The sequence below is a fragment of the Corynebacterium sp. LK14 genome (genome assembly GCF_008042215.1).
In the GTDB taxonomy this organism is placed as follows: domain Bacteria; phylum Actinomycetota; class Actinomycetes; order Mycobacteriales; family Mycobacteriaceae; genus Corynebacterium; species Corynebacterium striatum.
The window spans coordinates 89,044-114,732 of record NZ_NOVQ01000006.1 but is presented as its reverse complement, the minus strand read 5'-3'; the positions used below and the strand labels follow the sequence as shown (position 1 = coordinate 114,732).

Annotated in this window: 19 protein-coding genes, 1 tRNA gene and 1 pseudogene; 9 read left to right on the top strand and 12 right to left on the bottom strand. The window is 61.4% G+C overall.

Features of this window, described 5'->3' with window-relative positions:
• Positions 1-139: 139 nt before the first annotated feature.
• From CHU71_RS01860 to CHU71_RS01845, 4 genes are all read left to right on the top strand, one after another.
• Complete coding sequence (locus tag CHU71_RS01860) at positions 140-1,450, top strand: cation:proton antiporter (protein ID WP_147759989.1); 1,311 nt, start codon at positions 140-142, stop codon at positions 1,448-1,450.
• Between the two features lie 48 nt (positions 1,451-1,498).
• Positions 1,499-2,143, top strand: coding sequence for a DUF1707 domain-containing protein (locus tag CHU71_RS01855; RefSeq protein ID WP_223197351.1), 645 nt, complete (start codon positions 1,499-1,501; stop codon positions 2,141-2,143).
• 44 nt (positions 2,144-2,187) lie between these two features.
• Positions 2,188-3,417 carry a pyridoxal phosphate-dependent aminotransferase gene (locus tag CHU71_RS01850; protein WP_147759988.1) on the top strand — a complete coding sequence of 410 codons (1,230 nt, stop codon included), beginning with the start codon at positions 2,188-2,190 and terminating at the stop codon, positions 3,415-3,417.
• A 201-nt stretch (positions 3,418-3,618) separates the two neighbouring features.
• Complete coding sequence (locus tag CHU71_RS01845) at positions 3,619-4,815, top strand: YibE/F family protein (RefSeq protein ID WP_147760114.1); 1,197 nt, start codon at positions 3,619-3,621, stop codon at positions 4,813-4,815.
• Here the strand turns inward: CHU71_RS01845 and CHU71_RS01840 are convergent.
• Together CHU71_RS01840 and dcd are read right to left on the bottom strand one after the other, a co-directional pair.
• The gene (locus tag CHU71_RS01840) at positions 4,812-6,140 is read right to left on the bottom strand and encodes a UDP-glucose/GDP-mannose dehydrogenase family protein (RefSeq protein ID WP_147759987.1); all 1,329 of its coding nucleotides are present in this window, start codon (positions 6,138-6,140) and stop codon (positions 4,812-4,814) included. The two genes, CHU71_RS01845 and CHU71_RS01840, sit on opposite strands and share 4 nt — an antisense overlap.
• Before the next feature lie 42 nt (positions 6,141-6,182).
• Positions 6,183-6,746: a dCTP deaminase gene (dcd, locus tag CHU71_RS01835; RefSeq protein WP_147759986.1), complete on the bottom strand. Its 564-nt coding sequence runs from the start codon at positions 6,744-6,746 to the stop codon at positions 6,183-6,185.
• Between the two features lie 108 nt (positions 6,747-6,854).
• Here dcd and CHU71_RS01830 point away from each other — a divergent pair.
• Positions 6,855-6,928, top strand: a tRNA-Gly gene (locus CHU71_RS01830).
• 39 nt (positions 6,929-6,967) lie between these two features.
• On the opposite strand, the gene CHU71_RS01825 is transcribed toward CHU71_RS01830, so the two are convergent.
• Positions 6,968-8,755 carry an ABC transporter ATP-binding protein gene (locus CHU71_RS01825; RefSeq protein ID WP_147759985.1) on the bottom strand — a complete coding sequence of 596 codons (1,788 nt, stop codon included), beginning with the start codon at positions 8,753-8,755 and terminating at the stop codon, positions 6,968-6,970.
• 77 nt (positions 8,756-8,832) lie between these two features.
• Here CHU71_RS01825 and CHU71_RS01820 point away from each other — a divergent pair, with 77 nt between their 5' ends.
• Positions 8,833-9,264 carry a MarR family winged helix-turn-helix transcriptional regulator gene (locus CHU71_RS01820; protein ID WP_187271992.1) on the top strand — a complete coding sequence of 144 codons (432 nt, stop codon included), beginning with the start codon at positions 8,833-8,835 and terminating at the stop codon, positions 9,262-9,264.
• 233 nt (positions 9,265-9,497) lie between these two features.
• Here CHU71_RS01820 and CHU71_RS01810 read toward each other — a convergent pair.
• From CHU71_RS01810 to CHU71_RS01775, 8 genes and pseudogenes are all read right to left on the bottom strand, one after another.
• A pseudogene (locus CHU71_RS01810) lies at positions 9,498-9,764 on the bottom strand (ATP-binding cassette domain-containing protein); the annotation flags it as partial.
• Positions 9,765-9,962: 198 nt separating this feature from the next.
• A complete protein-coding gene (locus tag CHU71_RS01805) occupies positions 9,963-12,809 on the bottom strand; it encodes a SpaA isopeptide-forming pilin-related protein (protein ID WP_147759981.1) in 2,847 nt (948 codons plus the stop codon).
• On the bottom strand, positions 12,806-13,639 hold the full coding sequence (locus CHU71_RS01800) for an LPXTG cell wall anchor domain-containing protein (RefSeq protein WP_147759980.1): 834 nt from the start codon (positions 13,637-13,639) through the stop codon (positions 12,806-12,808). Before CHU71_RS01800 ends, CHU71_RS01805 begins: the two co-directional genes overlap by 4 nt.
• 7 nt (positions 13,640-13,646) lie before the next feature.
• The gene (locus CHU71_RS01795) at positions 13,647-14,558 is read right to left on the bottom strand and encodes a class C sortase (RefSeq protein WP_147759979.1); all 912 of its coding nucleotides are present in this window, start codon (positions 14,556-14,558) and stop codon (positions 13,647-13,649) included.
• 131 nt (positions 14,559-14,689) lie between these two features.
• Positions 14,690-16,222, bottom strand: a complete 1,533-nt coding sequence (locus CHU71_RS01790) for a SpaH/EbpB family LPXTG-anchored major pilin (RefSeq protein ID WP_147759978.1) — start codon at positions 16,220-16,222, stop codon at positions 14,690-14,692.
• 425 nt (positions 16,223-16,647) lie between these two features.
• A complete protein-coding gene (locus CHU71_RS01785) occupies positions 16,648-17,532 on the bottom strand; it encodes an ABC transporter ATP-binding protein (protein WP_255456371.1) in 885 nt (294 codons plus the stop codon).
• Positions 17,533-17,735: 203 nt separating this feature from the next.
• Positions 17,736-19,421, bottom strand: coding sequence for a VanW family protein (locus CHU71_RS01780; protein ID WP_187271991.1), 1,686 nt, complete (start codon positions 19,419-19,421; stop codon positions 17,736-17,738).
• A gap of 48 nt (positions 19,422-19,469) precedes the next feature.
• Positions 19,470-20,630, bottom strand: coding sequence for a glycoside hydrolase family 3 N-terminal domain-containing protein (locus CHU71_RS01775; protein WP_370450471.1), 1,161 nt, complete (start codon positions 20,628-20,630; stop codon positions 19,470-19,472).
• Positions 20,631-20,689: 59 nt separating this feature from the next.
• Between CHU71_RS01775 and CHU71_RS01770 the strand changes: the two genes are divergently transcribed.
• Genes CHU71_RS01770 through CHU71_RS01760 form a run of 3 tightly spaced genes read left to right on the top strand, consistent with a single transcriptional unit; the run spans position 20,690 to position 24,656 of the window.
• Complete coding sequence (locus CHU71_RS01770) at positions 20,690-21,199, top strand: universal stress protein (RefSeq protein ID WP_034657125.1); 510 nt, start codon at positions 20,690-20,692, stop codon at positions 21,197-21,199.
• 60 nt (positions 21,200-21,259) lie between these two features.
• Entirely contained in the window at positions 21,260-21,457 is a 198-nt protein-coding gene (locus CHU71_RS01765) for a DUF2613 domain-containing protein (RefSeq protein ID WP_005529528.1), read from the top strand.
• Position 21,458: 1 nt separating this feature from the next.
• Positions 21,459-24,656 carry an alpha-(1->3)-arabinofuranosyltransferase family protein gene (locus CHU71_RS01760; RefSeq protein ID WP_187271990.1) on the top strand — a complete coding sequence of 1,066 codons (3,198 nt, stop codon included), beginning with the start codon at positions 21,459-21,461 and terminating at the stop codon, positions 24,654-24,656.
• On the opposite strand, the gene CHU71_RS01755 is transcribed toward CHU71_RS01760, so the two are convergent.
• Positions 24,551-25,681 carry an acyltransferase gene (locus CHU71_RS01755; RefSeq protein WP_147759977.1) on the bottom strand — a complete coding sequence of 377 codons (1,131 nt, stop codon included), beginning with the start codon at positions 25,679-25,681 and terminating at the stop codon, positions 24,551-24,553. The genes CHU71_RS01760 and CHU71_RS01755 overlap by 106 nt on opposite strands.
• Positions 25,682-25,689 lie beyond the last annotated feature (8 nt).

Below are 25,689 nucleotides of genomic sequence, written 5' to 3'. Positions count from 1 at the left end.
CGAGTGCAGGAAACAACGGAGCCCAGGCAAGACCTTCTGAATCACAAGTCAGCCACAAGTGAGCCACAACTAAGCGACGAGTAAGCCAAACTTGCTGGATGAATAGGCAGTCGGGGTTCTCGCCGCGTACGCTGTTCTCATGATTTTCGACGCGTTAAGCGCCGCCAACACCGTGGTGCTCGCTTCGGGGGAAGCCGATTACACTCCTTCCCTCGTCTCCTTTGCATGGATCATGGCCGCCGCCCTCCTGGCCCCGTTGGTCTCCTACGTGCTCAAGAACAAAATGCCCGCCGTGGCCCTGCTCATCATCTTCGGCATGATCATCGGCCCCTCGATGCTCGACCTCGCCCACGAGGACCCCGGCATCGGCATGCTCAAAGAGCTGGGCGTCGGCGCTTTATTCCTCCTCGCGGGTTTCGAAATCGATCTTGCGACGCTGAAATCTAAACAAGCCGCTACCGGTTTTTCCACCTGGCTCATCTGCATGGTGTCATGTCTCGTGGGTGCTTATTTCCTGCTCAATGACATCCCTGGTGCCATCGTCATGGCCATCGCACTAACCTCCACCGCGCTCGGCACGATTACGCCGATGCTCAAGCAGGACAAACTCATCGGCACCAAAGTCGGCGACTCGGTCATGATTCACGGCGCCATCGGCGAGGTCGCTCCCATCACCGCCATGGCTCTCCTGCTGGGAACCCGCTCCACGCTAGGCACCATGCTCATCCTGCTGGCGTTCATCGTCATCGCCGTCGGCGTCGCTGTCATGCCGCGCGCGCTCATCGTCGCAGTGCCGTGGCTCAAGACCGCATTCCTTTCCGGCGCTGGCTCCACGAACCAGACCATCCTGCGCCTTATCATCCTCATCCTGGCCATCCTGATGGCCGTCACCTCGGTCTTCGAGCTCGACATCGTCCTCGGCGCATTCGCGGCAGGCATCATCCTCAACCGCATCATCCCCGACGAGTTCCACAAGGGGCTCGAGAACCGCCTCGACGTTGTCTGCTATTCCATGCTGATTCCGGTCTTCTTCGTGGTCTCAGGCATGTCCATCGACTGGCAGGTCATCGTCAACAACCCGCTCAAGGTGCTTGGCATCCCCGCCCTCATTCTCGTCACCCGTGGCCTGCCCGTGTTCCTGCGCGAGAACATCCACCACACAGGGTCCGACATCGAGACCACCCGCGAGCGTCTCCAGGTGGCCCTCTACGCAGCAACGGGTCTACCGATCATCGTCGCTGTTATGACCATCGCAGTCGGCTCCGGCATCGTGGACGAAGAGACCTCCTCCATCTTCATCGCCGGTGGCGCGCTAACCGTCGCCATCTTCCCGCTCCTGTCCAGCCTCGTTAAGGGCAAGGAAGAAAACGCGCAGTCCAAGGCGAAGGCCGCCGAGTCCAAGCAAGAGGGCCGAGAGGGCGCTGAACAAAAAGGCGCCGAGAAGAAATGATCGCTAGCAGCACACGCATGTGTCCGCTGGTTTTCCTATAGTAAAACCATGACGCATAGCTTCGGAGCCTCCCCTTTTGATCCCGCGAATTCGATGCGCCTATCCGACGCAGAGAAAACCGACGCCATCAACGATCTCGCCCGCGCCGTGGGCGAGGGTCGCCTGACCATGGAGGAATTCGAGGAGCGCTCCGACGACGTCATGCGCGCCACCACCCGCCGCGAGCTGGTCCCCTTGTTCACGGACATCCCGGCGGTTTCTGCCACGGAGATAAAGATCTACTCCCGCGGCGAGGTCGAGCGTGCATACAAAGCCGGCAAAAAGCCGCGTCTGGCCACCGCCATGACGGGCACCATTGCCCTCACTTTCGCCTCAATCGCCTGCTTCGTGGCAAGCGATGCCGCAGGCGCTGTGGCCATACTCGGAGGCGTCGGCGCGCTCTTCCTGGTTCCGATCCTGTGGATTATGCTCTACGTGGCCAAGGTCGGCCCCGAGTCTTGGCACCAGCCTTCCCCGCGCAAAATCGAGCGGCAGCAGCGTCGCGAGATCCTCGCGCAGACAGCCCAGGAACGCGCACAACAGAAAGCTTTGGAGCAGGCGCAGTGGGCGGAGCGGCGTCGCCAAGCAGGCGAGCTGACCAGCGAGGCCATGAACCTTGCCAAGCGCAAGCTCGATCAGTGGAACAAAAAGTAGTCTAGTTGAGAACTTAATCGCCTGTAAGTGGCAGAATACTTTCCATGACTACACCGAACTCACGCATTTTCGACCAATCCACCAAGCTCAAGGGCGTCGCGTATGACATCCGTGGTGAGGTCTCTGCGGAGGCGGAGCGCATGGAGCTTGACGGCCACAGCATCCTCAAGCTGAACACCGGCAACCCTGCCGTGTTCGGCTTCGATGCCCCGGACGTCATCATGCGCGACATGATCGCAGCGCTGCCGACTTCCCAGGGATACTCCACGTCGAAGGGCATCATTCCGGCGCGTCGCGCGATCGTCACTCGCTACGAGCTGGAGGACTTCCCGCACTTCGACGTCAACGACGTCTACCTGGGCAACGGCGTCTCCGAGCTCATCACCATGGTCACTCAGGCATTGCTTGACGACGGCGACGAGGTACTGATCCCAGCTCCCGATTACCCTTTGTGGACTGCCGCAACCTCCCTGGCTGGCGGCACCCCGGTGCACTACCTCTGCGACGAGGAGGATGACTGGAACCCATCCATCGAGGACATCCGCGCCAAGGTCACTGAGAAGACCAAGGCCATCGTGGTCATCAACCCGAATAACCCCACGGGCGCCGTCTACTCCCGCGAGGTGCTGCAGAATATCGTCGACGTCGCACGCGAGTACAATCTGCTCATCCTCGCCGATGAGATTTACGACCGCATTCTTTACGACGGCGCGAAGCACATCTCGATCGCTTCCCTCGCTCCGGATCTGCTGACGATTACCTTCAACGGTCTTTCCAAGGCTTATCGCGTGGCTGGTTACCGCGCTGGTTGGATGGTTCTCACCGGTCCGAAGAGCCATGCACGCGGCTTCATCGAGGGCCTGGATCTGCTGGCGGGTACGCGTCTGTGCCCAAACGTCCCAGCCCAGCACGCCATCCAGGTGGCGCTCGGTGGACGCCAGTCCATCTATGGTCTGACTGGTGAGGGCGGACGTCTGCTCAAGCAGCGCAACGTGGCCTACGAGAAGCTCAACGAGATCCCGGGCGTTTCCGTCACCAAGCCGATGGGTGCTTTGTACTGCTTCCCGCGTCTGGACCCGAATGTCCATGAGATTCATGACGACTCCAAGCTGATGCTGGATATCCTGCGCGCGGAGAAGATTCTGATGGTCCAGGGCACTGGTTTTAACTGGCCAAACCCGGACCACTTCCGCGTGGTTACTCTGCCCTGGGCATCCCAGCTAGAGAACGCTATTGAGCGCCTGGGTAACTTCCTGGCGAGCTACCGTCAGTAGCTTGTAGGCCCGACTGTGCTGCGCAAATGTCCAGCACACCGAGACTTGCCCAGTTGCTATTTGTAATGGTCATCATTCACAATAAGCGGCATGGGTAAACATTCCGATCAAAGAGCGGCTTCGCAGGGAAGCCGCTCTTCGCTTTTCCAACGTCGCCCCGTCACGCTGCCATCGCTGCACAATCCGTGGCGCATCGGACTCATGGGGTTTCTTGGATTAGCGCTCCTCGTGACGCTGGTGGGGTTGGTTTTGCTGCGTCCGACGACGCCCACTAGCGAGCACACCAGTGCGGAGTTCTCGCAAACTTACGCGCTCAATCACCCGGAGGTCCACGGAACCGTGACCACGGTAGACCACGCGCTGTGCCAGTCAGACCAGACGGGCAAGGCATTCGACAAGCCACCGCTGATTCCGGCGGATCCGGGCGGCGACTGCACCCGTGCGCTCATCGACATCACTTCGGGCCGCAACGCAGGCAAGCAGACTCAGCTCGTGCACTTCGGCGTGGCCGGCGACCCACAGCTGAAGGTGGGCGACAAAATTGTGCTTTCTGAGTCCACCGCGGACAACGACGGGGACGCCTCCGTTAACTATTCTTTTGCGGACTACCAGCGCACCGGGAACTTGGTCCTGTGGGCCATCGTCGCCGCGATTGTCATCATCGCGTTCGCGGCCTGGCACGGAGTGCGCTCCCTCATCGGCTTAGGCCTGAGCTTGGCCGCAATCTTCTACTACCTCATCCCGTCGCTGATTGAGGGCCACAGCCCGCTGCTCGTGGCCATGGTGACCTCGGCGGCCATCATCTTCGTGGTGGTCCCGCTCGTGCATGGCCTGAATTGGAAGGCAGCGAGCGCCCTGGGCGGCGCGCTGCTGGCGCTATTGCTCGCCTCTTTCCTGGCACACGCTTCAATCGATTCGACGCAGCTGCAGGGCCTTAGCTCCGAGGATAACCTCAAGCTGCTGCTCTACATGCCAGGCGTGTCCATCGTTGGTGTGCTGCTGTGTGGCTTCATCATCGGTGCGCTGGGCAGCCTCAACGACATCGCGGTGGCCCAGGCTTCCACGGTGATGGAGCTACACAACTTGGACCCCACGGCGCGGCCGGGCCATCTCTTCTTGTCCGCTATGAAGGTGGGCCGCGACCACATCGCATCGATGGTGTACACCATCGTGCTGACCTACACCGGCGCTTCGCTGCCGCTTCTCATGCTGATTACTGCAGCCGAGCGCCCGGCCACGCAGATCCTCTCCAGCGACTTGGTGTCCACGGAGTTACTGCGCTCGGCGCTCGGTGCCATGGCCTTGACTCTCGCGGTGCCCATGACCACGTTCATCGCTGCATTGACCATCCCGCGGCGTCGCCCAGTGGCGGTCACCCACGAGGCAGAACCGGCCTAGCCTTCGAGGGCGCGGCCGAGGGCCTCGATGGTCCAGTCGGCCGCACGCCAGGCGGCGACGTCGAGGACGTTACGGCCATCAATGATGTGTTTGCTCGACACCAGCCCGGCCACGGCCGCAGGGTCGAGATCGCGGAATTCCTGCCATTCGGTTGCGAGGATAACCAGCTCGCTCTCACGTAGTGCTTCCTCGCAGTTAGCCGCGTAGTTCAGCGTCGGGAAGACCTTGCGGGCGTTGTCCATGCCCTCTGGGTCATAGACGGTGACGGCAGCGCCCGCAAGCGACAAGGAACCCGCCACGGACAGCGCCGGCGAATCGCGGACGTCGTCAGAGTTGGGTTTGAAAGCACAGCCCAGCACCGTCACGCGGTGGCCTAGGAGCGAGCCCTGGAATGCATTCTTAGCCATATCGACCATGCGATCACGGCGGCGCATATTGATGGCATCGACCTCGCGAAGGAAGGTCAGGGCCTGGTCCGCGCCGAGCTCGCCTGCGCGAGCCATAAACGCGCGAATGTCCTTCGGCAGGCAACCGCCGCCGAAGCCCAGGCCCGCGCCTAGGAACTTGCGGCCGATGCGATCGTCGTATCCGATGGCGTCGGCAAGCTTGACCACGTCAGCGCCTGCGATCTCACAAATCTCAGAGACCGCGTTGATGAAGGAAATCTTAGTGGCCAGAAAGGCATTGGCAGAGACCTTCACCAGCTCGGCGGTCTGCAGGTCAGTCACAATAAACGGCGTATCCTGCGCCAACGGCTTGGCATAGACTTCACGGGCTACAGCCTCGCCGCGGGACTGCACGCCCCGCACACCCAACACGATGCGGTCCGGGGTAATAGTGTCCTTGACCGCGTAGCCCTCGCGCAGGAATTCTGGGTTCCACGCAATTTCCACGTGGCTGCCCTCCTGGGCCAACTCATTCGCCATCTCCTGCAGCTCCGCCGCGGTACCCACCGGAACGGTGGACTTACCAAGGATGACGTGCTCGCCTTCCAGAAGCGGCACGAGGTCTCGAATGACGGCCTTTACATACGTCATATCTGCGGCATAAGAGCCATGCCGCTGTGGCGTTCCAACGCCGAGGAAGTGGACGTTCGCAAACCGCGCTGCCTGCGCGTAATCGGTGGTGAAATCGAGGCGCCCGGCCGCAATATTGCGCTCTAGGACCTCCGGCAGGCCTGGTTCATAAAAGGGAACCTCGCCGTTCTTGAGGGATTCGATCTTAGATTCATCCACGTCCACGCCCAATACCTCATGACCGAGCTCAGCCATGCAGGCGGCATGCGTTGCACCGAGGTAACCGGTGCCAATAACCGTCATACGCATAAACGGAAATGGTAGGCCTGTTACGTAAACGGTGCGTGAAGACTATCGGAAATTCAGGTAAGACTTCGACGGGGTCGGGCCGCGCTGGCCCTGGTACTTCGAGCCCAGCGCACCGGTGCCATAGGGGCTCTCAGCTGGCGAGGACATCTTGAAGATAGCCAGCTGGCCCACCTTCATGCCCGGCCACAGCGTAATCGGCAGGTTCGCGGTATTGGACAGCTCCAGCGTGATGTGGCCGGAAAAGCCTGGGTCAATAAAGCCCGCAGTCGAGTGCGTCAGCAAGCCCAATCGGCCGAGCGAGGACTTGCCTTCCAAACGGCCTGCCAGGTCTGCCGGAAGGGTGAACTTCTCAAAGGTCGCACCCAACACGAACTCGCCCGGGTGCAGCACGAAAGCATCGCCTTCTTCGACCTCCACCAGGCTGGTGAGGTCCGGCATTTCTTCCTTTGGGTCGATGTGCGTGTAGCGCGAGTTGTTAAAGACGCGGAAGAACTTGTCTAGGCGCACGTCGATAGACGAGGGCTGGACCATCTCGGCGTCGTATGGCTCGATGGCTAGGTTCTCGGAGTCAATGGCTGCACGAATATCACGATCTGAAAGAAGCACAGCCTAGAGTTTACGCGTCTTGCACTTCTACCGATACATCTGCCAAGGCATTTGCTTTAGAAACTATGCGCAGTGCTATGCTTTTCGGCAATGCATCTATTGCATTGCGCCGACGTAGTTTAATGGTAGAACTGCAGCTTCCCAAGCTGCTGGCGCGGGTTCGATTCCCGTCGTCGGCTCCATTTCCCGCCGCAGGTTTCATGCCTTAACCGGCGGGTTTCTTAGTTTTCCTCCTGCTCTGCCGCATGCACGAGCGCGGCATAGGCACCCTCGCGAGCCAGCAGTTGCGTATGCGTTCCACTCTCGGCCACGCGGCCTTCGTCGAGGACCACAATCTGGTCGGCATCACGAATGGTAGACAGTCGGTGGGCAATCACCAGGCGAGTGGTTTTCGATGAGAGCACCGCATCTTGGATAGCGCGCTCGGTCTCGTTATCCAACGCCGAAGTGGCCTCGTCCAAGATCAGGATGCGCGGGTTACGCAGCAAAGTGCGCGCCAAGGTAAGCCGCTGCTGCTCACCACCGGAGAAGCGGTAACCACGGGAACCGACGACGGTATCGAGGGCGTCGGGAAGCGCGCGCACCACCTCGGCCACATTCGCCAGCTCCAACACGTGCCACAGTTCCTCGTCGGTGGCCTCGGGCTTGGCGAAGTGCAGGTTCTCCCGGATGGTCGCATGCAACAGGTAGGTCTCCTGTGAGACCACGCCGATGAGATTCGCGCGCTCGGTAGCGGATAGCTCGCGCAGGTCGACGTCGCCAATGCGCACTGTTCCGCTCGTCGGGTCCGCGAGGCGGGCTACCAGAGAGGCCACCGTGGACTTGCCCGAGCCCGTATGCCCCACCAAAGCGAGGGTGGTGCCGGCGGGGATGTGGAGGGAGACGTCGACAAGCGCATCTGCGTGCGCATCCGGGTAGCGGTAGTGCACATGCTCAAGCGAGATCGAGGTATCAGCGGGCGTGCGCGGCTTGGTGGGCTCCACTAACTCCGGCTCCAGGTCCAAATACTCGAAGATGCGGCTAAACAGCGCCATCGAGGCCACCCACTGCGCGCCCACGTTGAGCAAGCCGGTAATCGGGCGGAAAATCTGCGTTTGCAGCGTGGAGAAAGCAATCAGCGTGCCGATGGTGATGTGTTCACCGGTAAAAGGCAGGCCCGCCACAAGGTAAACCAGGGCTGGGATGATGCCGAAGATAATCTGCATCGTGGCCATGCGCCAGCGACCGGCCAGCTGCGACTCCAGCTCCAGACGAATGAGCGAGGAGGAAACCTGGGCGAAGCTCGAGTGAACGCGCTCCTGCGCGCCCAACGTTTTGGCCAGGCGCATACCAGATACGGACAAATTCTCGGTGATGGTCTGTTGCATCTCCGCCTGTGCCTGCTGGTTCTTCTCCATGATGCGGCGGCGCATGAGCGCGGTTTGGCGGGTCAGCCACACGGCTGGCGGGAGCACCACGAGGGAGAGTAGGGACAGCGTGGGCGAGAGCGCCACCATCGCGATGATCGTGGCGATGGTCATGGTGAGGTTGGTGGCCACGGAGGTCGCCGTCGTGGTCACCACGCCTCGCATGCCGGCGATGTCGTTGGTAAGACGCGATTGCACTTCGCCGCCGCGGTTGCGGGTAAAGAACTGAAGGGATTGACACTGGAGATTCCCAAAGACCTTAACGCGCAGCTCATGCATGATGTTTTGACCGACCTTGGAGGACAACCACGATTGGGTTACGCCGATAAACTGCGAGAGGATGGTCAAGCCAATCATGGCGAGCACGAGCCAGACGAGCAGGTGAACGTTTTGTTGCGGGATGGCCACATCCACGGTTTCGCGGACAAGGAAAGGCTGTACAACAGTCAGCCCAGAGGTGGCGATGATGAGTGCGATAACGAGCGCCAGCGTGGCCCGGTGGGGCCGGAACAGCTGGGCGACGCGAGAAAAGCGCACGGGGTGTGCGCTGAGCTGGTCGACGTCGTCGGGGTTCTTGGTGGCGGTGAACATCGGTGGATGCATAGCGACACCCCCTTTCCGTATTAATGTAGTTACTTCACAATGAAGTAAACCACAGAAAGGGTGCTAGTATTCCCGGTGTGAATACGCAGGCATCAAAAGACGAGGATTTGGGCGAGCTCATCACCCGCCTGAGCCACTTGATCCGCCGCCGCAGCCGCCAGCTCCCCCTGGCCCCGCATCAAAACCGCGCGCTGCGCATCATCGCACGCGAGAGCCTGCGCCCCGGCAAGCTGGCGGAGATTCTGCAAGTTACCCCACGCGCCGCAACGGAGGTCATTGACGCCCTCCAGGCCGAGGACCTAGTGCACGTGGAGCCCGACCCCGCCGACCGCCGCGCCAAGCTGGTCAGCCTCAGCCACGCCGGCCACGAGTACATCGCCGCCACCAAGGCCGCCCGCGCGGAGATCGCTCAGGAGATTTTCGCACCGCTTTCCGACGCCGAGCGCAGCACCCTCACGCGACTGCTGCGCGAAGTGTTCGCGGCGCAAGAAACGCCACGACAGCAATAGTGATTTCCGCCAAGAGCAAACGCTGGGGGCTTCCCGGGGCCTCAGCGCACATTAGTCATACGGGAAATCCTCCAAGATTTCGCCCGCATCCCCTCCGTGTGTGTTCAGAGGATGTAGTCGAACTTGTGATTAGGGAATTCGGCGTCGAAGTTCTTCGAAAGCTTAGCCATACCGTCACAGACATAGACCAAAATGGCCTCACATCGACGCCCGCCGAATGGTGGCTAATTCCCTTCGTCGGCGTCACGAATGGTGGATAGTCGGTGCGCAATGACCAGGCGGGTAGCATCCGAGCCGAGCACTGCGTCCTGGATGGCGCGCGCGGTTTCGTTGTCGAGGACCGAGGTGGCCTCATCCAGGATGAGCACCCGCGGGCGGCGCAGCAGCGTGCGGGCGAGCGAGAGGCGTTGCCGCTCACCGCCGGAAAAGCGGTAATCACGCGAGCCCACCATGGTATCCAGGCCTTCCGGCAGCGCGGCGATGACCTTGTCCACGTATGCGGGGATGAACATCGCTACGAGAGAATCACCTTCCGCTACGTCATTAGCTCGCTGATAGATCCCCGACGCTGATGATTCACCATCGCAACGAAAGCCGGAAGTGTCCTCGCATACTTGAGGTCTTCACAGCAAAGTGGTGGCCTCGCCTTTTGGGCGGCCCACCACCCTCACCAAACTTCGCAAATAAACCTCTACAGGCTAGATGCGCACTCTTCGAGCAGTAAACGCGGCTGCTACAGCTAAGAAACTGCCAAACAGCACTAACCACCCGAGTCCTTGGCCACCAGTAACCGGAAGGTCACCCTTTCGAATATCAGCCACCTGCATGATGGAGTGGTTGTCTTCCTTCTCATCGATGCGGATGGAGACTTCTGGGTACTGCGCTGCGCCTCCTTCAAGTTCGATCTTGGGCTTACCATCAGCGCCCGCCTTGACATAGAAGACCACAGGACGTGTCAGCAACTGATAGCCCTGAGGAGACTTCGTCTCCACGAGCTTGTATTTCGCTCCCACCTGAAGATCCTCGACGCGTAGATCGGTGCCTTTGAGGACCTTTACTAGCTCCTCTGTTCCGTCCGCATTCACCTTATTGAGACTGAATTCCGCACCTTCGAGCGCTTGTTCCTTGTTGTCGAACCCAACCTTTTCTACGGAAAGATCAAATCTCACCGCTACAGTCTCGTTTGCGATTGTACAGTTCACGATAGCGCGGAAAGGAACGTCCACACCAAAGCCAGGCTTACTGGGATCGTCATTATTGTTTCGGACTTCGGCATCAGAGGAAATCCACGTTCCCTTCGCAGCGTCGAACTCTTTCTTTGTGCATACGGCATTCTTCTCGCCCACTGGACGCAGCTTATAGCCGTCCTGCTGGTGCTCAACCACGGTAACCTTCTGGCCCTTGCCGTCCGACTGGTCGAACGAACGACCGTAACTTCCGTCCTCACCGGTCACGTCCGTGACACTGGATTCGCGCCCGCTACCATCGTCGCCGTCAATGATGTCCTTCTCCCCGTTGTCCACGGAGGTATCGAACCTCCAGTCTTTACCCGGGGTCGGGGTATCACCGTCGCCGTATATTAGCTTGGTCACGTTGATTGAGCCAAAGCAATCCTTGAGCACAAGATCGCTAAGTTTATTCACCAGCTGATCAAAGTCGCTAACGGTAGTGACAGCGTCCTTGCTGGAAATGTCCTCACCGATAGACTTAGTGTTACGCACGGCCGCGCGCCAAATCTCGGGTTGGTTCGTGATGACATATTGTGTCGCGGTGCTTTCATCCGGGGTATCCCACATCAGTACCTCGCCGTCCGTGACGATATCACGGACAAAGTCCGTCTCACCGTAGTAGCTCGGGTAACCGTAACCGTCCAGCTTCGGCCACTCCTTATCGATTCCTGTCGGCGCTTCCGGCGTATTCGGTGTCTTCTTCTTCTTGACGGTCCCGAGTCCGAAGTAATCGTCCTTGAGGATATGCTCGTTGACCGGTTCGAAACCAACCATGACAGTCTCAATCCTGGTGCCCGATTCCTTCAGTCGATTAGCTTCGTTCACCGCAGCCGACAAGTCACTCTGGTTGATCAGGGTACCGAAATCGAAACCGAGGGGATAATCCCGCTTACTTGTAGTGGGCAGACCATCGGAGATGAAATAAACCACGTCAAACTCGCCGGAAGGAACCTGGCTGAGTCCAGCCTCGTAGTTAGTGCCGCCACGGCCGTCACGGTCGAAAGGCTCGGCGATGGCATTGACGGCGTCGCGAAGCTTCTGAACGTCGCCTTCGTTGTTCAGGCTCAGTTTGTCCGTCGACATACCGGGGATAGATTTGGGTGCCGAAGCGAAGTTATAAATCGCCATCTGGCTGCCGGTCCCCTGCAGCGCGTTGATGACCCCTAGACCAGCGTCTCGGCTAGCAAAGATACCACGGCCTTGTTCCCTAGCAATCGAGGAGGAGGTATCGAATACAAGCGCGAACTTGCCACCGCAGCGTTGAGGCAGGGGCGGGTTCTCGGAAGAAGCGGGCAGCCAGCCCAGTTCTTCGCGCGGTGTCTCTGGCGCATCGACATCAATTCGTTTCGCATCGCGGTCGAACCACTCAGGCCCTTGGTGCCACAAGGTCATCTGGCATCCGTTCGAAGTGGTGTTCAAGGGGATGCGTGCCTCCACGTCGTAAGATACGACACTCGAATCAGCGCGCTGGTGGTCTTCGTTGAGCTTGAAATAGACACTATTGCCGCTCACTGTAAGCGTGTAGTCAACGTCCTTCTTTAACGCAGTCCACCCCGCCTGAGCGGAGCCGAACCGCAACTGCAGGCGAGGATCAGCGGTGTTAATCGCGTTGGTGAGATCAGCGACTCCCTCTACTTTAACCTCGACAATACCGACGTCCTTGCCCCCAAATTTTCGGGTGTTTTGCGTATTATCCCACCAAGTTTTCGAGAAAAGAAGACCATTGTTGGCCCGACAGGCATCGTAATCCCTCTTATTTCCGAGCGGGCGATAGTTCTTCGCCTCCGTTGGGTTGCCTTCCGCTGGCGGCTCCGGGGAAACTAGCTCAGTTCCCTCCATAGTGGCCGTCATGCTCGATAGCTTCGGGGCATAGCGCTGACCTGCCCTCCATTGGACCACGATGGGAGTACCAGGCTCTACTTCGACTCCGTCTGGCAAGCTGACGGTCAAAGTGTTTACCGTGGACGAGATCGACGATACTGGATAAGACTTCCCGTTGATTGTCAGCTTTCGATCCCCGGCGTCAGTGTTGCTAGCGAACTTCTCCGTGGTATTTATAGTCAGCCGCTTCATCAACATCGTCTCGGTTGCCACCAAATGAACCGAGAAAACGTTGCTGTATTCGGTCTTCACGCTGCTGATCGTCACCGGGGCTTGAACCGTAGTTTGAGCCTCGGCTGTTGGAGTTGACAGCACAGAACCGCTGTTCTCTACGACCAACGGGACGGCGCCAAGAACTAGCATAAGCGTAAAGGCTGCCGCTGCGCTCTTACGGGCCACGCTGCGCAACTTCTTCATCGTTTCCATTCTCTTCATCGTTGATCACCTTTGTTATTCCTGCGCATTACGTAGCCTCCGAGGAGCAATAGCAGTGCCCCCACCGCAACGATTCCTAGGACCGAGGCACCGGTCTGCGCCAACCGGCCAGATGACGGGTGCCCTGGCTTGTCGGTGGAAGGGTTGGGCACCGGACTCGTGGTGGTGCCGGGTGTGCTCGAGGTTGAGGTGATTGGTCGATCCCGGGTTGGCGTCGGAGTGGGAGTTGGCCGCGGATTGGGAATATCGGTGGGTGGCGGGACGTCGCCGCCACCGTCCTCAGTCTTGGCTTTCACACTGAGCTCGTGAAGCCAGCTGCCATCCTCATTAGTCGCAGGGAGGATGATGAGCATCGGGCGAATATTTTCGTGTTTTTCGCCCGCGCGCGCAGGCGGCTTAACCTCTATCAAGTAGACCCCGGCGGGGAGGCCGTCGAAGCGAACCTTGCCCTGTTCGTCGCTGACACGGGAGAGCGTCGGGTCGGTGAAACCACGGTCCCGTGCCTTGTCCACGGTCAGGCGGAGAGCACTGTCGTAGCCGTCGCGGGTCCGGATATCGATGTCTGCGACCCGCTTAAGGGTGAAGGTATAACCGCTCAGAGAACCTGGAGGAAGCTCCCCCGGGCGAAGCTCATCGAAGGGGTTGCCCTTCGGCAGCGTGATAGTCAGACTGTTGGGTTCGTCCCCGATCGTCGTCGGATCTACGTGGACGGAGGCACCCGCATAACCCGAGATAACCTTGGCATCTGCCACCACCGGCGTAGAAACCGATAGGATTCCTCCGAGGCACAGGGCGGCCGCTGCGCGGGAGAATTTTTGTGTGCTGAACATGTGCAATCTATTCCTTAACCAAGGATGACGGGTGGTGGGCCTCTTTGTATTTACGCGTGATCTTCGCAATCCACAGGACCAGCAGTACGGCGATGAGCAATGCCGCGGCCATCAACGCCCACATCCACCAGAACCAGTGAAGCTTGCTGGGGGCGAAGGCTGCTGCGGCCTCTTCATCGAGGGGAACTCGTTCAGCCGTCACCAGAAGGCGATGCGAGTTAATCCCGTAAGGAGTACAAGTGATCAACGTGATCTGATCCTTGCCGGGCGTAGAACGCAAGCTGCTCGTCTCGTGCGGGAGCACAACCCGAATGTCCGTAACCTCGTACTTCATCTTCTGCCCAGAGACTCCGATATATATCGGATCTCCCTTCTCCACGTCGGTAAGGTGGTCAAAGAGCGTGGCGTTGGTCAGGCCAGTGTGGGCTGTGAGCACCGCATGAGTGCTGTCTCCTCCGACTGGTAGGTCGGAGCCATAGAGATGCCCGACTCCCTTTTGCAGAACCTCTTCGCTCGTCCCGTGGTAAACAGGCAAGTCGATGTCCGCGCTGGGCACAACGAGGCGCGCCATCACCTCGTGGGTGTCTAGCTCAGCAAGATAGGCCTGGTAGTCAGCGTTATCTTCGGAAATTCTAGCTAACCAAGGGTCCAAAATAGGACCCGTCGTGCGAAACTCGTTGTACGCCTGCGCAGAGACAAGTTTCTGGGTGATTTCCTCCTGATCAGCCACATCCAATTCCTTGGTATAGGAGTCAGCGACGCGCATTTGTTCCCAATTATTCAGTTGTGTAACTACCACTGGGTAGAGCAGCGCAACGATGGCGCACAGCGCCAGGACGACCGTAGGAAGCAGCTTCCTCAGAAGCGACTTCGATGCGTCTTTTGGCCCCGCTGCGGATGCGGTATCACGCAGAACCATAAATTCCTACCTTGCTGGACGCAGCGCGCCCTATCCGGTGGTTATTGAAAAATAGTGTGGGCCCCGCGCCCCCTCCTGAAGAGGGCGCGGGTGAATAAACTGAGATCTATACGCTCAGTCAGGCTGAGGTCCTAAGCCTCAGTGTTGGCGCGGCGGGCGGTCCAAGCTGCCAAGCCAGCAATCAAGGCGCCGAGCGCAGCCAAGATTCCGATACCCATACCACCGGTAAGCGGCAGCTTCGGCATCTCGGAACGCTTGTTCTCAATCTTTGCGTCGTACTGAACAGGGGTGGTCGTGTTCAGCTTCTGTTCGTTGGATACAAGCTTGAAGGGGTAAACCTCGGCGGTAGCGACGTAGCCCCGTGGAGCCTTGGTCTCCAGCAAGCAGTAGGACTTGTCAATCTTCGTAGAGTGGTTCTCGACGTCGGTGACATGGATGCCGTCGATGATGACGGAACCATCATCGCCGGTGGTCCAGGTGGACGTATCGCCGATCTTGATCTTGTTCTGATCCTTGAGCTGTTCCTTCTTGGTTTCAGTACCTTCGCAGCGGTAGAGCTCGAATTCAGCACCCTTCAGCTTGGTCTCTTTGCCCTTTTCAGTCTTGATCACATTGACCAGACCCCAGTAGGACTTGACCTTATTCGACGTGGTCTCGGTCTCCTTGTCCTGGCCCGGGTAGTGGACAAACTGCTTAGCCTCGTTCACGGCAATACCATCGGTGCCGGTGAGTGCTTTCACCTTGGCATCGATGGTCAGATTGACGGTGCTTCCCGCTGCGGCCTTCGCTAGCTTATCCAGGCCTTCCTCAGTGAATGCAACCTCGACGGTGCCAGCAGCCTCATTGATGTTGAGGGTGTAGTCAGCGCCCTCAGCGATGGCGCTACCATCGGACAACGCAACCTTGGCGCGGATGTTCTCGAGGTTCTTGGTGTCCAGCTTGTCGGTGACACGGAAGGATTTGAGCTTCTCACCCTTCGGAATCACCGGGATGCTGCCCTTCACCAGGTACTGAATGTCATCGCCAACATTCTTATCGGCGTCCTTAACTTCCTTGGTGATGCCGGAAGTGGTGTTCTTGGGCTGAATGGTGACGTTGTAGTTCCAGCCGTCACCTGCCGCGTTGGTGTACGGCAGGGATACGATGAACGGGGTGGAGGGGGCGATCTCCGAGGCCTTGTAGGTCTTTCCGGTTTCAGTGTCGGTGACCTCGCCGTTGATAGTCTCAGTAAACAGCCAAATGCCTTGCTTCAGGCCATCGCTCTTGCCCAGGACTAGCCGGCCATCGTTGCCCGTGGTGCCGGTGACAGTCTTCTCGGTCTCAGTGGCACCCAGCTGCTTGTAGTTCGAAGCCGTAAGCTTGCCAAGATCTTCTGGTTTGACGTTGTCGACGTTAAGCAAAGTACCGGTGAAGGTAGCGCCCTGCAGGGGATTACCGGAGACGTTTGGGTCGGCCTCACCAGTGCCCGGACCACCAATGGAGGTCGGATTGAGGCGCTTATCGATGGTCAAGGTGACATCAGCATCGGGATCAATGGTGGGCTTTTGGGTGGACTCTTGTGCGACAGCAAACGGAGCTTGAGCTACACCAATGCCCCCCACCGACAGTGCCAGCCCGAGGATGGCCGCAGCACCAGTGGAACGAACGAGTGCAGAATTCTTCATGAGCGAAAAGCCTTTCTTGAAGCTAACACCCGATAGGCAGAGGGCCCCTCACATGCAGGTGTTAAACATAGATCTTAGGGAAACAGATTAGATTCTCCTGAGAATAAATATAACGTTCCCAACCTCCTTACACAATTTAGGTAAGTCCGCATCATGAACAGCCTCCAGAGCAGGGGTAACACCGAGCTATCTGCGATACGCCCGCCCTTACTAGGACATCGGTAGGCTTCACCCAACCTGAGAATCAACGCAGTTGCGGATGGCGTCTCGCCACATATCCCAAGGACTCATGAACAGCGAAGCCCTGACCACCAAGACCACCCCACAGTAAATTCAAAACCGCTGATCTACAGTCGCCAGAATCACGAGGAATCAGCACGTTTGAGCACCATGCAGGCATCGAAGTACCAAAGCAGGAGAGCCTATTAGAGGTTTCGCGGGCGGCGCAGCAGTGTGCGGGCCAGCGAGAGGCGTTGCCGCTCACCGCCGGAAAAGCGGTAATCACGCGAGCCCACCACGGTATCCAGGCCTTCCGGCAGCGCGGCGATGACCCCGTCCACGCGCGCGGCGTTAAGCGCCGCGCGCATCTGTTCGTCGCTCGCACCCGGCTGCGCAAAGAGGAGGTTCTCCCGCACCGTGCCGTGGATCAGATAGGTCTCCTGCGAAACCACGCTAATGGCCTCCGCGCGCTGCTCCGGCGGAATATCGCGCAGGTCAACTCCGCCTAAGAGCACGGCGCCTTCGGTCGGATCGGCAAGGCGTGCCAAAAGTGTGGCTACGGTGGACTTGCCGGAACCGGTATGCCCCACTAGCGCGGTGGTGGTGTGGGCGGGGATGGTGAGGGAGGCGTCGGCAAGCTGGGCGGGCTCGGTGGCTTCTGTGAGCTCGGGCTCCAGGTCTGGGTACTCGAAGATACGGCTAAACAGCGCCATGGATGCCACCCACTGCGCGCCCACGTTAAGCAGGCCGGTAATGGGGCGGAAGATTTGAGTCTGCAGGGTACTAAACGCGATGAGCGTGCCAATGGTAATCCCCGGGCTCAAGCCGGCGACGAGATAGATCAGCGCTGGCATGACGCCAAAAATGATTTGCGTGAGCGCCACCATCGCCACCAGAGTGGCCACCGTCATGGTGAGGTTGCTGGCCACGGAGGTCGCCGTGGTGGTCACCGTGCCGCGCATGGCCGCGATGTCGTTGGTCAGGCGGGACTGGATTTCCCCACCGCGGTTGTTGGTGAAGAACTGCAACGATTGGCGCCGCAGGTTGGCAAAGACCTGGGTGCGCACCTCGTGCATGATGATGTGCCCCACCCGCGCGGATAAAAGGACTGGATAACGCCGATGGCTTGCGACACCACGGTGATGGCCAGCATGCCGCCGACGAGCCACAGCAACAGCGTGCCGCGGTGCGCGGCGAACAGGCTGGCCACGCGGCGAAAGGCAACCGGGTGCTGAGCCAGCTGATCGACGTCCGCCGGGTCCTTCACCGCGGTGTGCATCGGCCGAGCCATTGCCTAACCGCAGGAAACGATTGGTTGCGGGTCGTAGACCGTGGTGGTGGTTTCGCGCGAAATCTCGCGGCCGGAGAGGTCCTTAATGATGCGGGTATCCGAGGTAGTAAAGCCCGGCGCGCCTGACGACGGCGAGCAATCCTCACCCACCGACATACGGGTTGGCTGGGTAGTGGCCCAGCGACCGTTGTTGACAGACTCCACGTTGTAGGTCTTCACGCCCTTGAAGCGGACGGTGATCTTGCCGCCACCGAAGCTGGTCTCAATGCGGACCGGGGTGTTCGTGGTGTTCTTGAACTGCAGGTCGATGGCGCCCTCGTACACGGTAGCCTCGCGGCCGGCCGGGTAGCGGGAGATGTAGTAAGAGTGCGGCGTGTGGGCCACATCCTCGAAGCCGGCGAAGTAAGCGGCATTGTAGAGCGTGGTGGCGAACTGCGAGATGCCGCCGCCCACTGCGGTGCCGGAGTGGCCGTTGATGATGATGCCGGACTCCACGTAGCCCTGCGCCGTGCCGCGCGGGCCGGTGTAGCCGTTGAGGGAGAAGGTCTCGCCTGGGTTGACCACAGCGCCGTCGACCTGCGCCGCCACGCGGCGGATGTTCTCGCCCGATGCGCCAGAAAAGCCGCCGGTGGAGAACTCCGACACGGTGTCGTTGAAGGTGGCCTTTTCCGCCATCTCGGTGGTGTATTCCGCCGGATCCGGCTTGTAGTCCGCGTCCCAGGTGCGCTCGTCGCCCTTGACGCGCTTGTCGAAGTCCTTCATGGTCTTCTCCCAGTCGATGACGGAACCGTCGACAGAAGGAGTGACCACCATGCGGCCGCCGTTGAAGGCAATCTTGGCGTTCTCACCCGGCACCGAGGCACCGTCCATGCGCTCTTCGAAAAGCTGCTGCGCCTTCGGCGTATCCACCTTCAGCTCCAGCTTGCCGTCCTTCGCCTCAATGGAGACGAACTGCGCGATTTCGTCCTTGCGCAGCGTGCCCGCGACGTTGTTCTCGCCGTTGATGGTGAGCGGGTTGTCGAGGGCCTTGGCGACGTCGCCAGTGCGCATCGCCTCAATCGCGTCGTCGTTGATAGCGGGCTCCACCTCGACAGGCTCTACCTCAACGCCCGCTGGGTCGAGCCAGTTTTCGGTGATGCTATTTTTCAAATCATCCGGCTCCACCGTCTGGCCCAGCACTGGCTTGGTCACCTTAAGCTGGCCGTTGTTGAGCTCCAGCATGCCATCCTTCGGTGCGAAGGAGAGCTCGTTCTTCACGCGCTCCAGCGCACCATCCAGCGCAGTGTCGTCAATATCAACGGCGACCGGGATTTCCTGTGTGGCCTTTACGAAGCTAAACAGACGAGTCACCGGATTATAGGAAGCATCCGGAATGCCGTCCACGGCCTTCTGGTAGTTCAGCGTCAGGCCTGACTCGGCAGGGACTAACTGGGAAGACTTCTCCCCGGAGGTGACGTTGACGGGCTTGGTCTCGACGTCGCCAAGCTCGCGCTCCAATTTCTCTACCGCAGCGGTGCGCTCCATGCTGGAGATGTCCACACCGCCCACGGACGTCGCACGCGGAACCTTGCCCTGATTAGCAATAACGTCCCACGTGTAGGCGATGCCCGCGATCAGGAGAAGGCCGACGATCACGCCGAGGGTGATGCGCCAGCCTTTGCCAGTTTGCTGTCCTACTGCCTTTTTCACGCCTTAAAGACTATCGTTCGAGCTGCAACATTCCGAGTAAGGTCCCGTTTACTCCGCCAGACGCCGGGCGGAAGCCTGCAGTTGCTCCTCGTTCAAGGTGCCGTCATCGAGGGCTGCCACGACGGCGTCGATAGCCGCGTCGAAGCCCCCGTCAGTGGACCACAAGGGCATGTCAGCACCCGCCCCAATCGCAGCGACCACCGCCTGCGGCACGTCCATCGTATCCGCGATGGATGCCATTCCGCCCAGGTCATCGGTGTAAATGGGGCCTTCGAAATGCAGATGCTCGCGCGCGAGCTTATAAGCGGCCGGATTGATAGAAGCCGCCGTTTGGCCATCGCCCAGGCCCGGCACAGCGAGGTGGCCCATCATCAGGCCGGCCCCAGGGGCCGCGGGGACGGCTTTCTCGAAGGGCACGAACTCGTGAGTGTAGAGCTCCTCTAGGGGCGGGGTCACGGCCTCAGCCAGGTGGGTATCCCCCGAGGCGCGCCCGTGGCCCGGGAAGTGTTTGAACACGGCTTCGACGCCGGCCGACTCAAGGCCGCGGGCAAAGGCTGCGCCATACTCACCGGCTTGTGCCGGATCGGTGGAGAAGGAGCGGTCCCCCACCACTTCGAGCCCGCCGCCGTCGACGTCGAGGACCGGGGCGAAATCCACGTTGATGCCGTGTGCCTTGAGCACGCCGCCGATCTCCGCGCCGATCCTCTCCACATCCTCCGGGCTGCCGTCTGCGGCCATCTGCTGCGGGGCCGGGAATGCCCCGAGGACTTCGGAGAAGCGCTGCACGCGGCCGCCTTCAAAATCAATGGAGACCTTGAAGTCGCGGTCCAGTTCCTCTCGCAGGGCCACGATGTTGCGGCCCTCTTCGGTGAGCAGATTTGGGTCCGCCCAGCTGGGGATGAAGATGCCGCCCGCGCCGGCTTCGAGCTTCTGGCGTGCGTCGTCGTAGTTGACGGCCGGCGGCATGAGCAGGGAGGCCGCCAGCTGCCGGCGGTCCGTTGCGGCGGGCGCGGCGCTGGTCTGTGGGGTAGCACTGACGCTTGACGACGCCGCGTTTTCCGGCGGCGCGACCTCCTCATCCGCGCAAGCCACCAAGGTACTTCCGATCCCCACCGCGGCGAGTACAGCAGCTGCGCGCACTCGTACCTGCGGACGCGAAAAAGCGGCTGCAGATTCAGCCGCGGGACGGAAGCAATGGGAAAGATGCATGCCCTCCAGTGTGCACGATTGGCCACGCAGCGGCCGTGAAGGGGGTTACTATGGCCCCTATGAGTAACGCAGAGACCATGTTGATTGCTTACGACGGCTCCACTCGCGCTGCCCGCGCCATGGAGCACGCGGCCCGCCTGCTGCGCCCGCGCCGCGTGGAAATCCTCACGGCGTGGGAGCCGGTTGCCCGCCAGGCCGCGCGTGCCGTGAGCCGCACGGGTTTGCACCAGTCCACCGTAGCGCCGGATAACGTCGAGGACGATCCCGCTTACGAGGAGGCGCTGCGCATCTGCAAGCAGGGCATCGAGGTCGCCGAGAGCCTGGGGCTGAGCGGCCGCGCTCACCTGGTGGAGTCGGTGACCACGATTGCTTCCGCCATTGTCGACGCCGCGCAAGAACTCGACGTCGACGTCATCGTCACCGGCACCCGCGCGCTCAGCGGCTTCCGCGGCTGGTGGACCAACTCCACTGCCGAGCACATCGTGCGTAATGCGGGCCTTCCGGTGTTCATTGTTCCGCCCGAGCTTGACGACGACGAGGACGACGAGGAACCCGAGGCCCACAGCTAGCCGCATCCCCGGCGCGATTCGTACAGGAATTGCGCCGTGTAGCTGCTAGTATCTAGGACCATGGCACTCGAGACGGACTCCCTCAACAAGCGCACCCTCGGCCCAGCCGTGGGCAGCACCGTCGTGGGCATCGCCCTCGGCGTCATTACGGTGATTGGCATCGCGCAGTTCTCCAACGCTGACGTGGTCCCGGCAGGCAACGCTGTGTCTACTTCCGACGCCGTCATGGGTGGCCCGGAGTACGGCTCCCGCAACTAATGTGCGTGGCTTTTTCTCCCGCGGCATAGCCCTCCGCCCGCAGCTGCGCTGGCGCCTTGTCGGCCTGCTAGTGCTAGCGATTATTGTCTTTAGCCAGCCTTTTGGGCTGACCGCCGCAGACACCAAACATGACCTCGCCGCGAACCCACTGGGGTTTCTGCGCGGCGCCCTGCACGCTTACACCGAGGTCTTCACCTTGGGCCAGCTGCAGAACCAGGCCTACGGTTACTTGTTTCCACAGGGCCTGTTTTTTCTCCTCACTGACTTCCTCCCCGACTGGATAGCCCAGCGCCTGTGGTGGTGGCTCGTCCTCGGAGTGGGTTTTTGGGGCTTCCATCGGCTCCTTTTCGCCGCTCTGCCGTCGCTGCGGCAAGCGCCCGGCTGGTGGCCTTTCTTGGCCGCGCTGCTCTACTCGCTCTCCCCGCGCGCGCTAACCACGCTGGGGGCCATCTCCTCGGAGACTTGGCCGGTCATGCTCGCGCCTTGGGTCGTGCTGCCTTTCCTGCGCCGCGAGCTGAACTGGCGCGACGCCGCGGCCGCCATCATTCCCGTGGCGCTGATGGGTGCGGTCAATGCCACGGCTACGCTCGCGGCCTGCGTGCCCGCCGCCGTGGTCCTGTTCTATCGCCGCGCTTGGCGCCCCGGGCTGGCCTGGCTCGCCGGCTGCGCCGCGGTATCGGTCTGGTGGATCGTGCCGCTGCTAGTACTCGGCCGCTACGCCCCTCCGTTTACCGAGTTCATCGAGTCCTCTTTTGTCACCACCCGCTGGCTCAACCTGCCGGAGATTCTGCGCGGCACCACCAGCTGGGCGCCCTTCGTCGACACGGAGCGCAGCGCCGGATATGCCCTGGCCATCGAGCCTGTCTTCGTTCTGGTTACCATCGCGGTGGCGGCCGTGGGCCTGTACGGGCTTAGCCGCCTGCCCCACGTATGGCCGGTGATGCTGTGCGTGGGCATCGCCATCTTAGGCACCCACGCCGCGTGGTACCTGCATGCTCTCGACGGCCCGCTCGCTGCGCTGCGCAACCTCCACAAGTTCGACCCCCTAGTTCGCATCCCGCTCCTGCTCGGATTCGCCGCGGCCACCGCCGCCCTACCCCTGCCACGAGGGAGGACTGAGTGGTTGCGGCCGGGGCGTCGCCAAGCGATGGCGGTGCTGGTGGCGGCGCTCGCCTGTGCCTCCTTCTCGCCCGCGTGGACCGGCCGCCTCCTACCCAAGGGCGCCTATTCCGCGGTCCCCGACTACTGGCACGAGGCCGCGGACTTTCTCAACGCCACCGCCCGCGATACCCGCACGCTGCTCTTCCCCGAGTCCTCCTTCGCGCGCCAAGACTGGGGCTGGACCCGCGATGAGCCGGCGCAGGCGCTTCTCGACGTCCCCTGGGCCGTCCGCGACGCCATCCCTCTGGTTCCGCCCGAGGCCATCCGCGGTCTCGATGGCATCGTCGCCGCGCTTCACGATGATCCCCGTACCGGCACCGCTGCACTCCAACGCCAAGGTATCGGGGCGATCCTGTTGCGCCACGACCTCGCCTCCACCGAGGGGGCCAGTGGCCGCGACGACTCGCAGCTAGCCGCTTGGCGCAACGCCTCCTCTTACGGCGGCCAGGTCCACGCTTTCGGCCCCAATGACGAGGTTGAGGTCATCATCCTGCCGCACCAAGACTCCGCGGGAGCGCTCAGCACCACTGAGCCCGTACGCGTCGCAGGCGGCGGCGAGTCCTTGGCCTTCCTCGATGCGCATTCGGCCAACCGGCCTGCGTATGAGCTGGTGGAGGGCAAGGCCGACATCGTCACCGATACCCCTACCCTGAGCGACCGCAACTACGGCACCCTCGACGGACCCATCTCCGCCCCGCTGGGCGCTGAGGATCCCTCGACCGTGAACAACCGCCTGCGCGACTACCCCTCCACAGGCCCGCTGACCACCGTGGAGTCCCACGGCGGCACGGTCCGCGCCTCCTCGTCTGCCGCCGACGCCGACTCCTTCGGCGGCGCCAATCCGGCGCGCTCCATCACCTCCGCAGTAGACGGGGAGAACTCCACCGCCTGGTGGCCAGCGCCTGGCGACACCGGCTGGCTCGAGCTCAACAAGGACCCCCAAACGCCCGCCTGGGACGCCCCCGTCATCGATCTCATGGCCACTGGCCACACCGAGGTCACCGTGCGCTCGGGCAGCGCCAAGGTCAAGGTCAAGCTCAAGCCTTATCGCTCCCGCCAGGTGCGTGTGCCCGGCGGTGCGACGCACTCTATCCGCATCGAACTCAAAGAGCGGGTGGGAATCGCCAATGCACAGGTCATGGGCTCGCCCATAGAGCGCGTGGTCACCGTCCCAGACACCTCACCGGACGTGCGGCAGTTCTTCTTCCAGCAGCTGCTCCAGGACTCCCGCATCCTCATCCGCGACTTCACCGCACCGCGTTCCATGCAGGTCACGCTCGATTCCACAAAGACCGTGCTGGTCGACGGCGCGCGCTATAACCCCGGCGACACCCTCACCCTGCGCCCCGGCAAGCACCGCGTCCGCACCACGGGCACGTGGATAAGCCTGCGCGAAAAGGGCTGGAATCCGCCCAGCACCACCCCGGCCACCGGCCGGGACATCACCGCCGCCTCCACCGAGCGCCTCCTCATCACCGGCAACGCCTTCAACGAGGGCCTGCGCGGTCACCTCGATTCCCCCACCGGCAGCGTGGACCTGCAGCCCCGGGAGATCAACGCCGGCGGCCAGGCCTACGTCATTCCGGCGGGCGCGAGCGGCAGCTTCCGCCAAAGCTTCGTCGCCGAGCGTACCTACCAGGTGGCCCTGGGTCTCGGCGGAGCGCTGGCACTGCTCACGGTAGCCGGTTGCCTGCTCGCACTTCGCCGCCCTCCCCGCGAGCCCTGGCTGCCCGCCGACACCGCATCCTCGCACACCGTGGCGGCGCTATGCGGGCTGGGCACCCTCGCCCTGCTGGGGCTACCCGCCGTACTGGCGGGGGTGGCGGCATGGGCGGTGCTGAGGTGGACGTCGTTAAGCGCGGCTCCTTTGGCGGCCTCCCTCACCTTGGCCGCGGGCGCCATGCTCGCCCGCGCCCCCTGGGCAAGCGGCACCTATGCCGGCGACTCCGTCTTGGTGACCTGCCTGTGCGCCGCAGCCTTGGCCTGCGTGCTGTGGCCGCGCAACAACCGACGCCCCGGATCCTCCACCACCGCATAGCTCACCGCCGACACCAACAGACTCAGCACCACCGTGGCCACGAGGACCACGCCAAAGTGGACCACCGAGCCGCTAAACATCGGCACACCCAGCAGCGGGAAGACCACCGCGAGCACCGCAACGTGCCACAGAAACAGAGAATAGGACCAGCGACCCAGCGCTTGGAAAACCTCGCTTGCCAACATGCTTTTCTCCGTGCGCGGGGCCAGCGCTACCGGCACCATCACGCACGCACCGAACACCGCACCGACAATGATGCGCCGCGCGAACTCGCCCGGCTCCGGATGCTCCAGCCCCCGCGGGCCAAACCACTCGCGGCTGGCCAGCCACAGGCAACCTGCCGCCGGCAGCCACCACACCCACCGAATGCGCAGGGCACGCTCCACCCAGCGCGGAAGGCGCAGGCCCTCCGCCTCTGCAGCGAGCAACCCCACCACGAACCAGGACGCATACGCCGGCGGCCAAATCTGCGAATTGACGTCACCTTTGTCGAAGTCCGCCACGAAGGGCACAAAACCCCAGCCCCAACTCAGCACTGCTGCAGCCAAAAAGGCCGCCACCCGCTGCTTCCGGTTCCATCCCCTCATGAGCCAGGCCAGGGCCGGCAGCACGAGGTAGAACGCGAACTCCACGCACAGCGACCACAGCTGGGTCAGACCCGGCGCGAGGCCATCGACCACGTAGATCTGCGTGCTCGTGAGGTTGCTGAGCACTTGGGTGAGGGTGACGGAGTGGGCGTCGGGAAGCAAAGCGAGCACCAGCACCACGCACACCAGGTAGGCGGGCGCCAGGCGCGCCACGCGTGACCAGGCATAATCCCGGGTAGTGTGCAGATGGCGGCGGCGCCACAGCAAAAAAGCGCTCAAAGCGAAAAAGACCGCCACGAAGTAATCGAAGCGCTCCGCAATCCCCCATCCAGTGCCGGTTTGGAAGGAAACGTGGGTGACCACGATCCCCAAGGCCGCGCATCCGCGCAATCCATCCAGCTCGGGAAGGTGGCAGGGTACAGTCTTTGAGGAAGCCAAAACGGTTT

Excerpts from the sequence above, each read along its gene's own strand:
- CHU71_RS01840 (WP_147759987.1), bottom strand. The coding sequence starts at position 6,140 with ATGCGTATGACGGTTATTGGCACCGGTTACCTCGGTGCAACGCATGCC.
- CHU71_RS01845 (WP_147760114.1), top strand. The coding sequence starts at position 3,619 with ATGGGGTTTCTTGGATTAGCGCTCCTCGTGACGCTGGTGGGGTTGGTT.
- CHU71_RS01805 (WP_147759981.1), bottom strand. The coding sequence starts at position 12,809 with ATGAAGAGAATGGAAACGATGAAGAAGTTGCGCAGCGTGGCCCGTAAG.
- CHU71_RS01850 (WP_147759988.1), top strand. The coding sequence starts at position 2,188 with ATGACTACACCGAACTCACGCATTTTCGACCAATCCACCAAGCTCAAG.
- CHU71_RS01765 (WP_005529528.1), top strand. The coding sequence starts at position 21,260 with ATGGCACTCGAGACGGACTCCCTCAACAAGCGCACCCTCGGCCCAGCC.
- CHU71_RS01860 (WP_147759989.1), top strand. The coding sequence starts at position 140 with ATGATTTTCGACGCGTTAAGCGCCGCCAACACCGTGGTGCTCGCTTCG.
- CHU71_RS01800 (WP_147759980.1), bottom strand. The coding sequence starts at position 13,639 with ATGTTCAGCACACAAAAATTCTCCCGCGCAGCGGCCGCCCTGTGCCTC.
- CHU71_RS01790 (WP_147759978.1), bottom strand. The coding sequence starts at position 16,222 with ATGAAGAATTCTGCACTCGTTCGTTCCACTGGTGCTGCGGCCATCCTC.
- CHU71_RS01825 (WP_147759985.1), bottom strand. The coding sequence starts at position 8,755 with ATGCATCCACCGATGTTCACCGCCACCAAGAACCCCGACGACGTCGAC.
- CHU71_RS01775 (WP_370450471.1), bottom strand. The coding sequence starts at position 20,630 with ATGCATCTTTCCCATTGCTTCCGTCCCGCGGCTGAATCTGCAGCCGCT.
- CHU71_RS01795 (WP_147759979.1), bottom strand. The coding sequence starts at position 14,558 with ATGGTTCTGCGTGATACCGCATCCGCAGCGGGGCCAAAAGACGCATCG.
- CHU71_RS01770 (WP_034657125.1), top strand. The coding sequence starts at position 20,690 with ATGAGTAACGCAGAGACCATGTTGATTGCTTACGACGGCTCCACTCGC.
- CHU71_RS01855 (WP_223197351.1), top strand. The coding sequence starts at position 1,499 with ATGACGCATAGCTTCGGAGCCTCCCCTTTTGATCCCGCGAATTCGATG.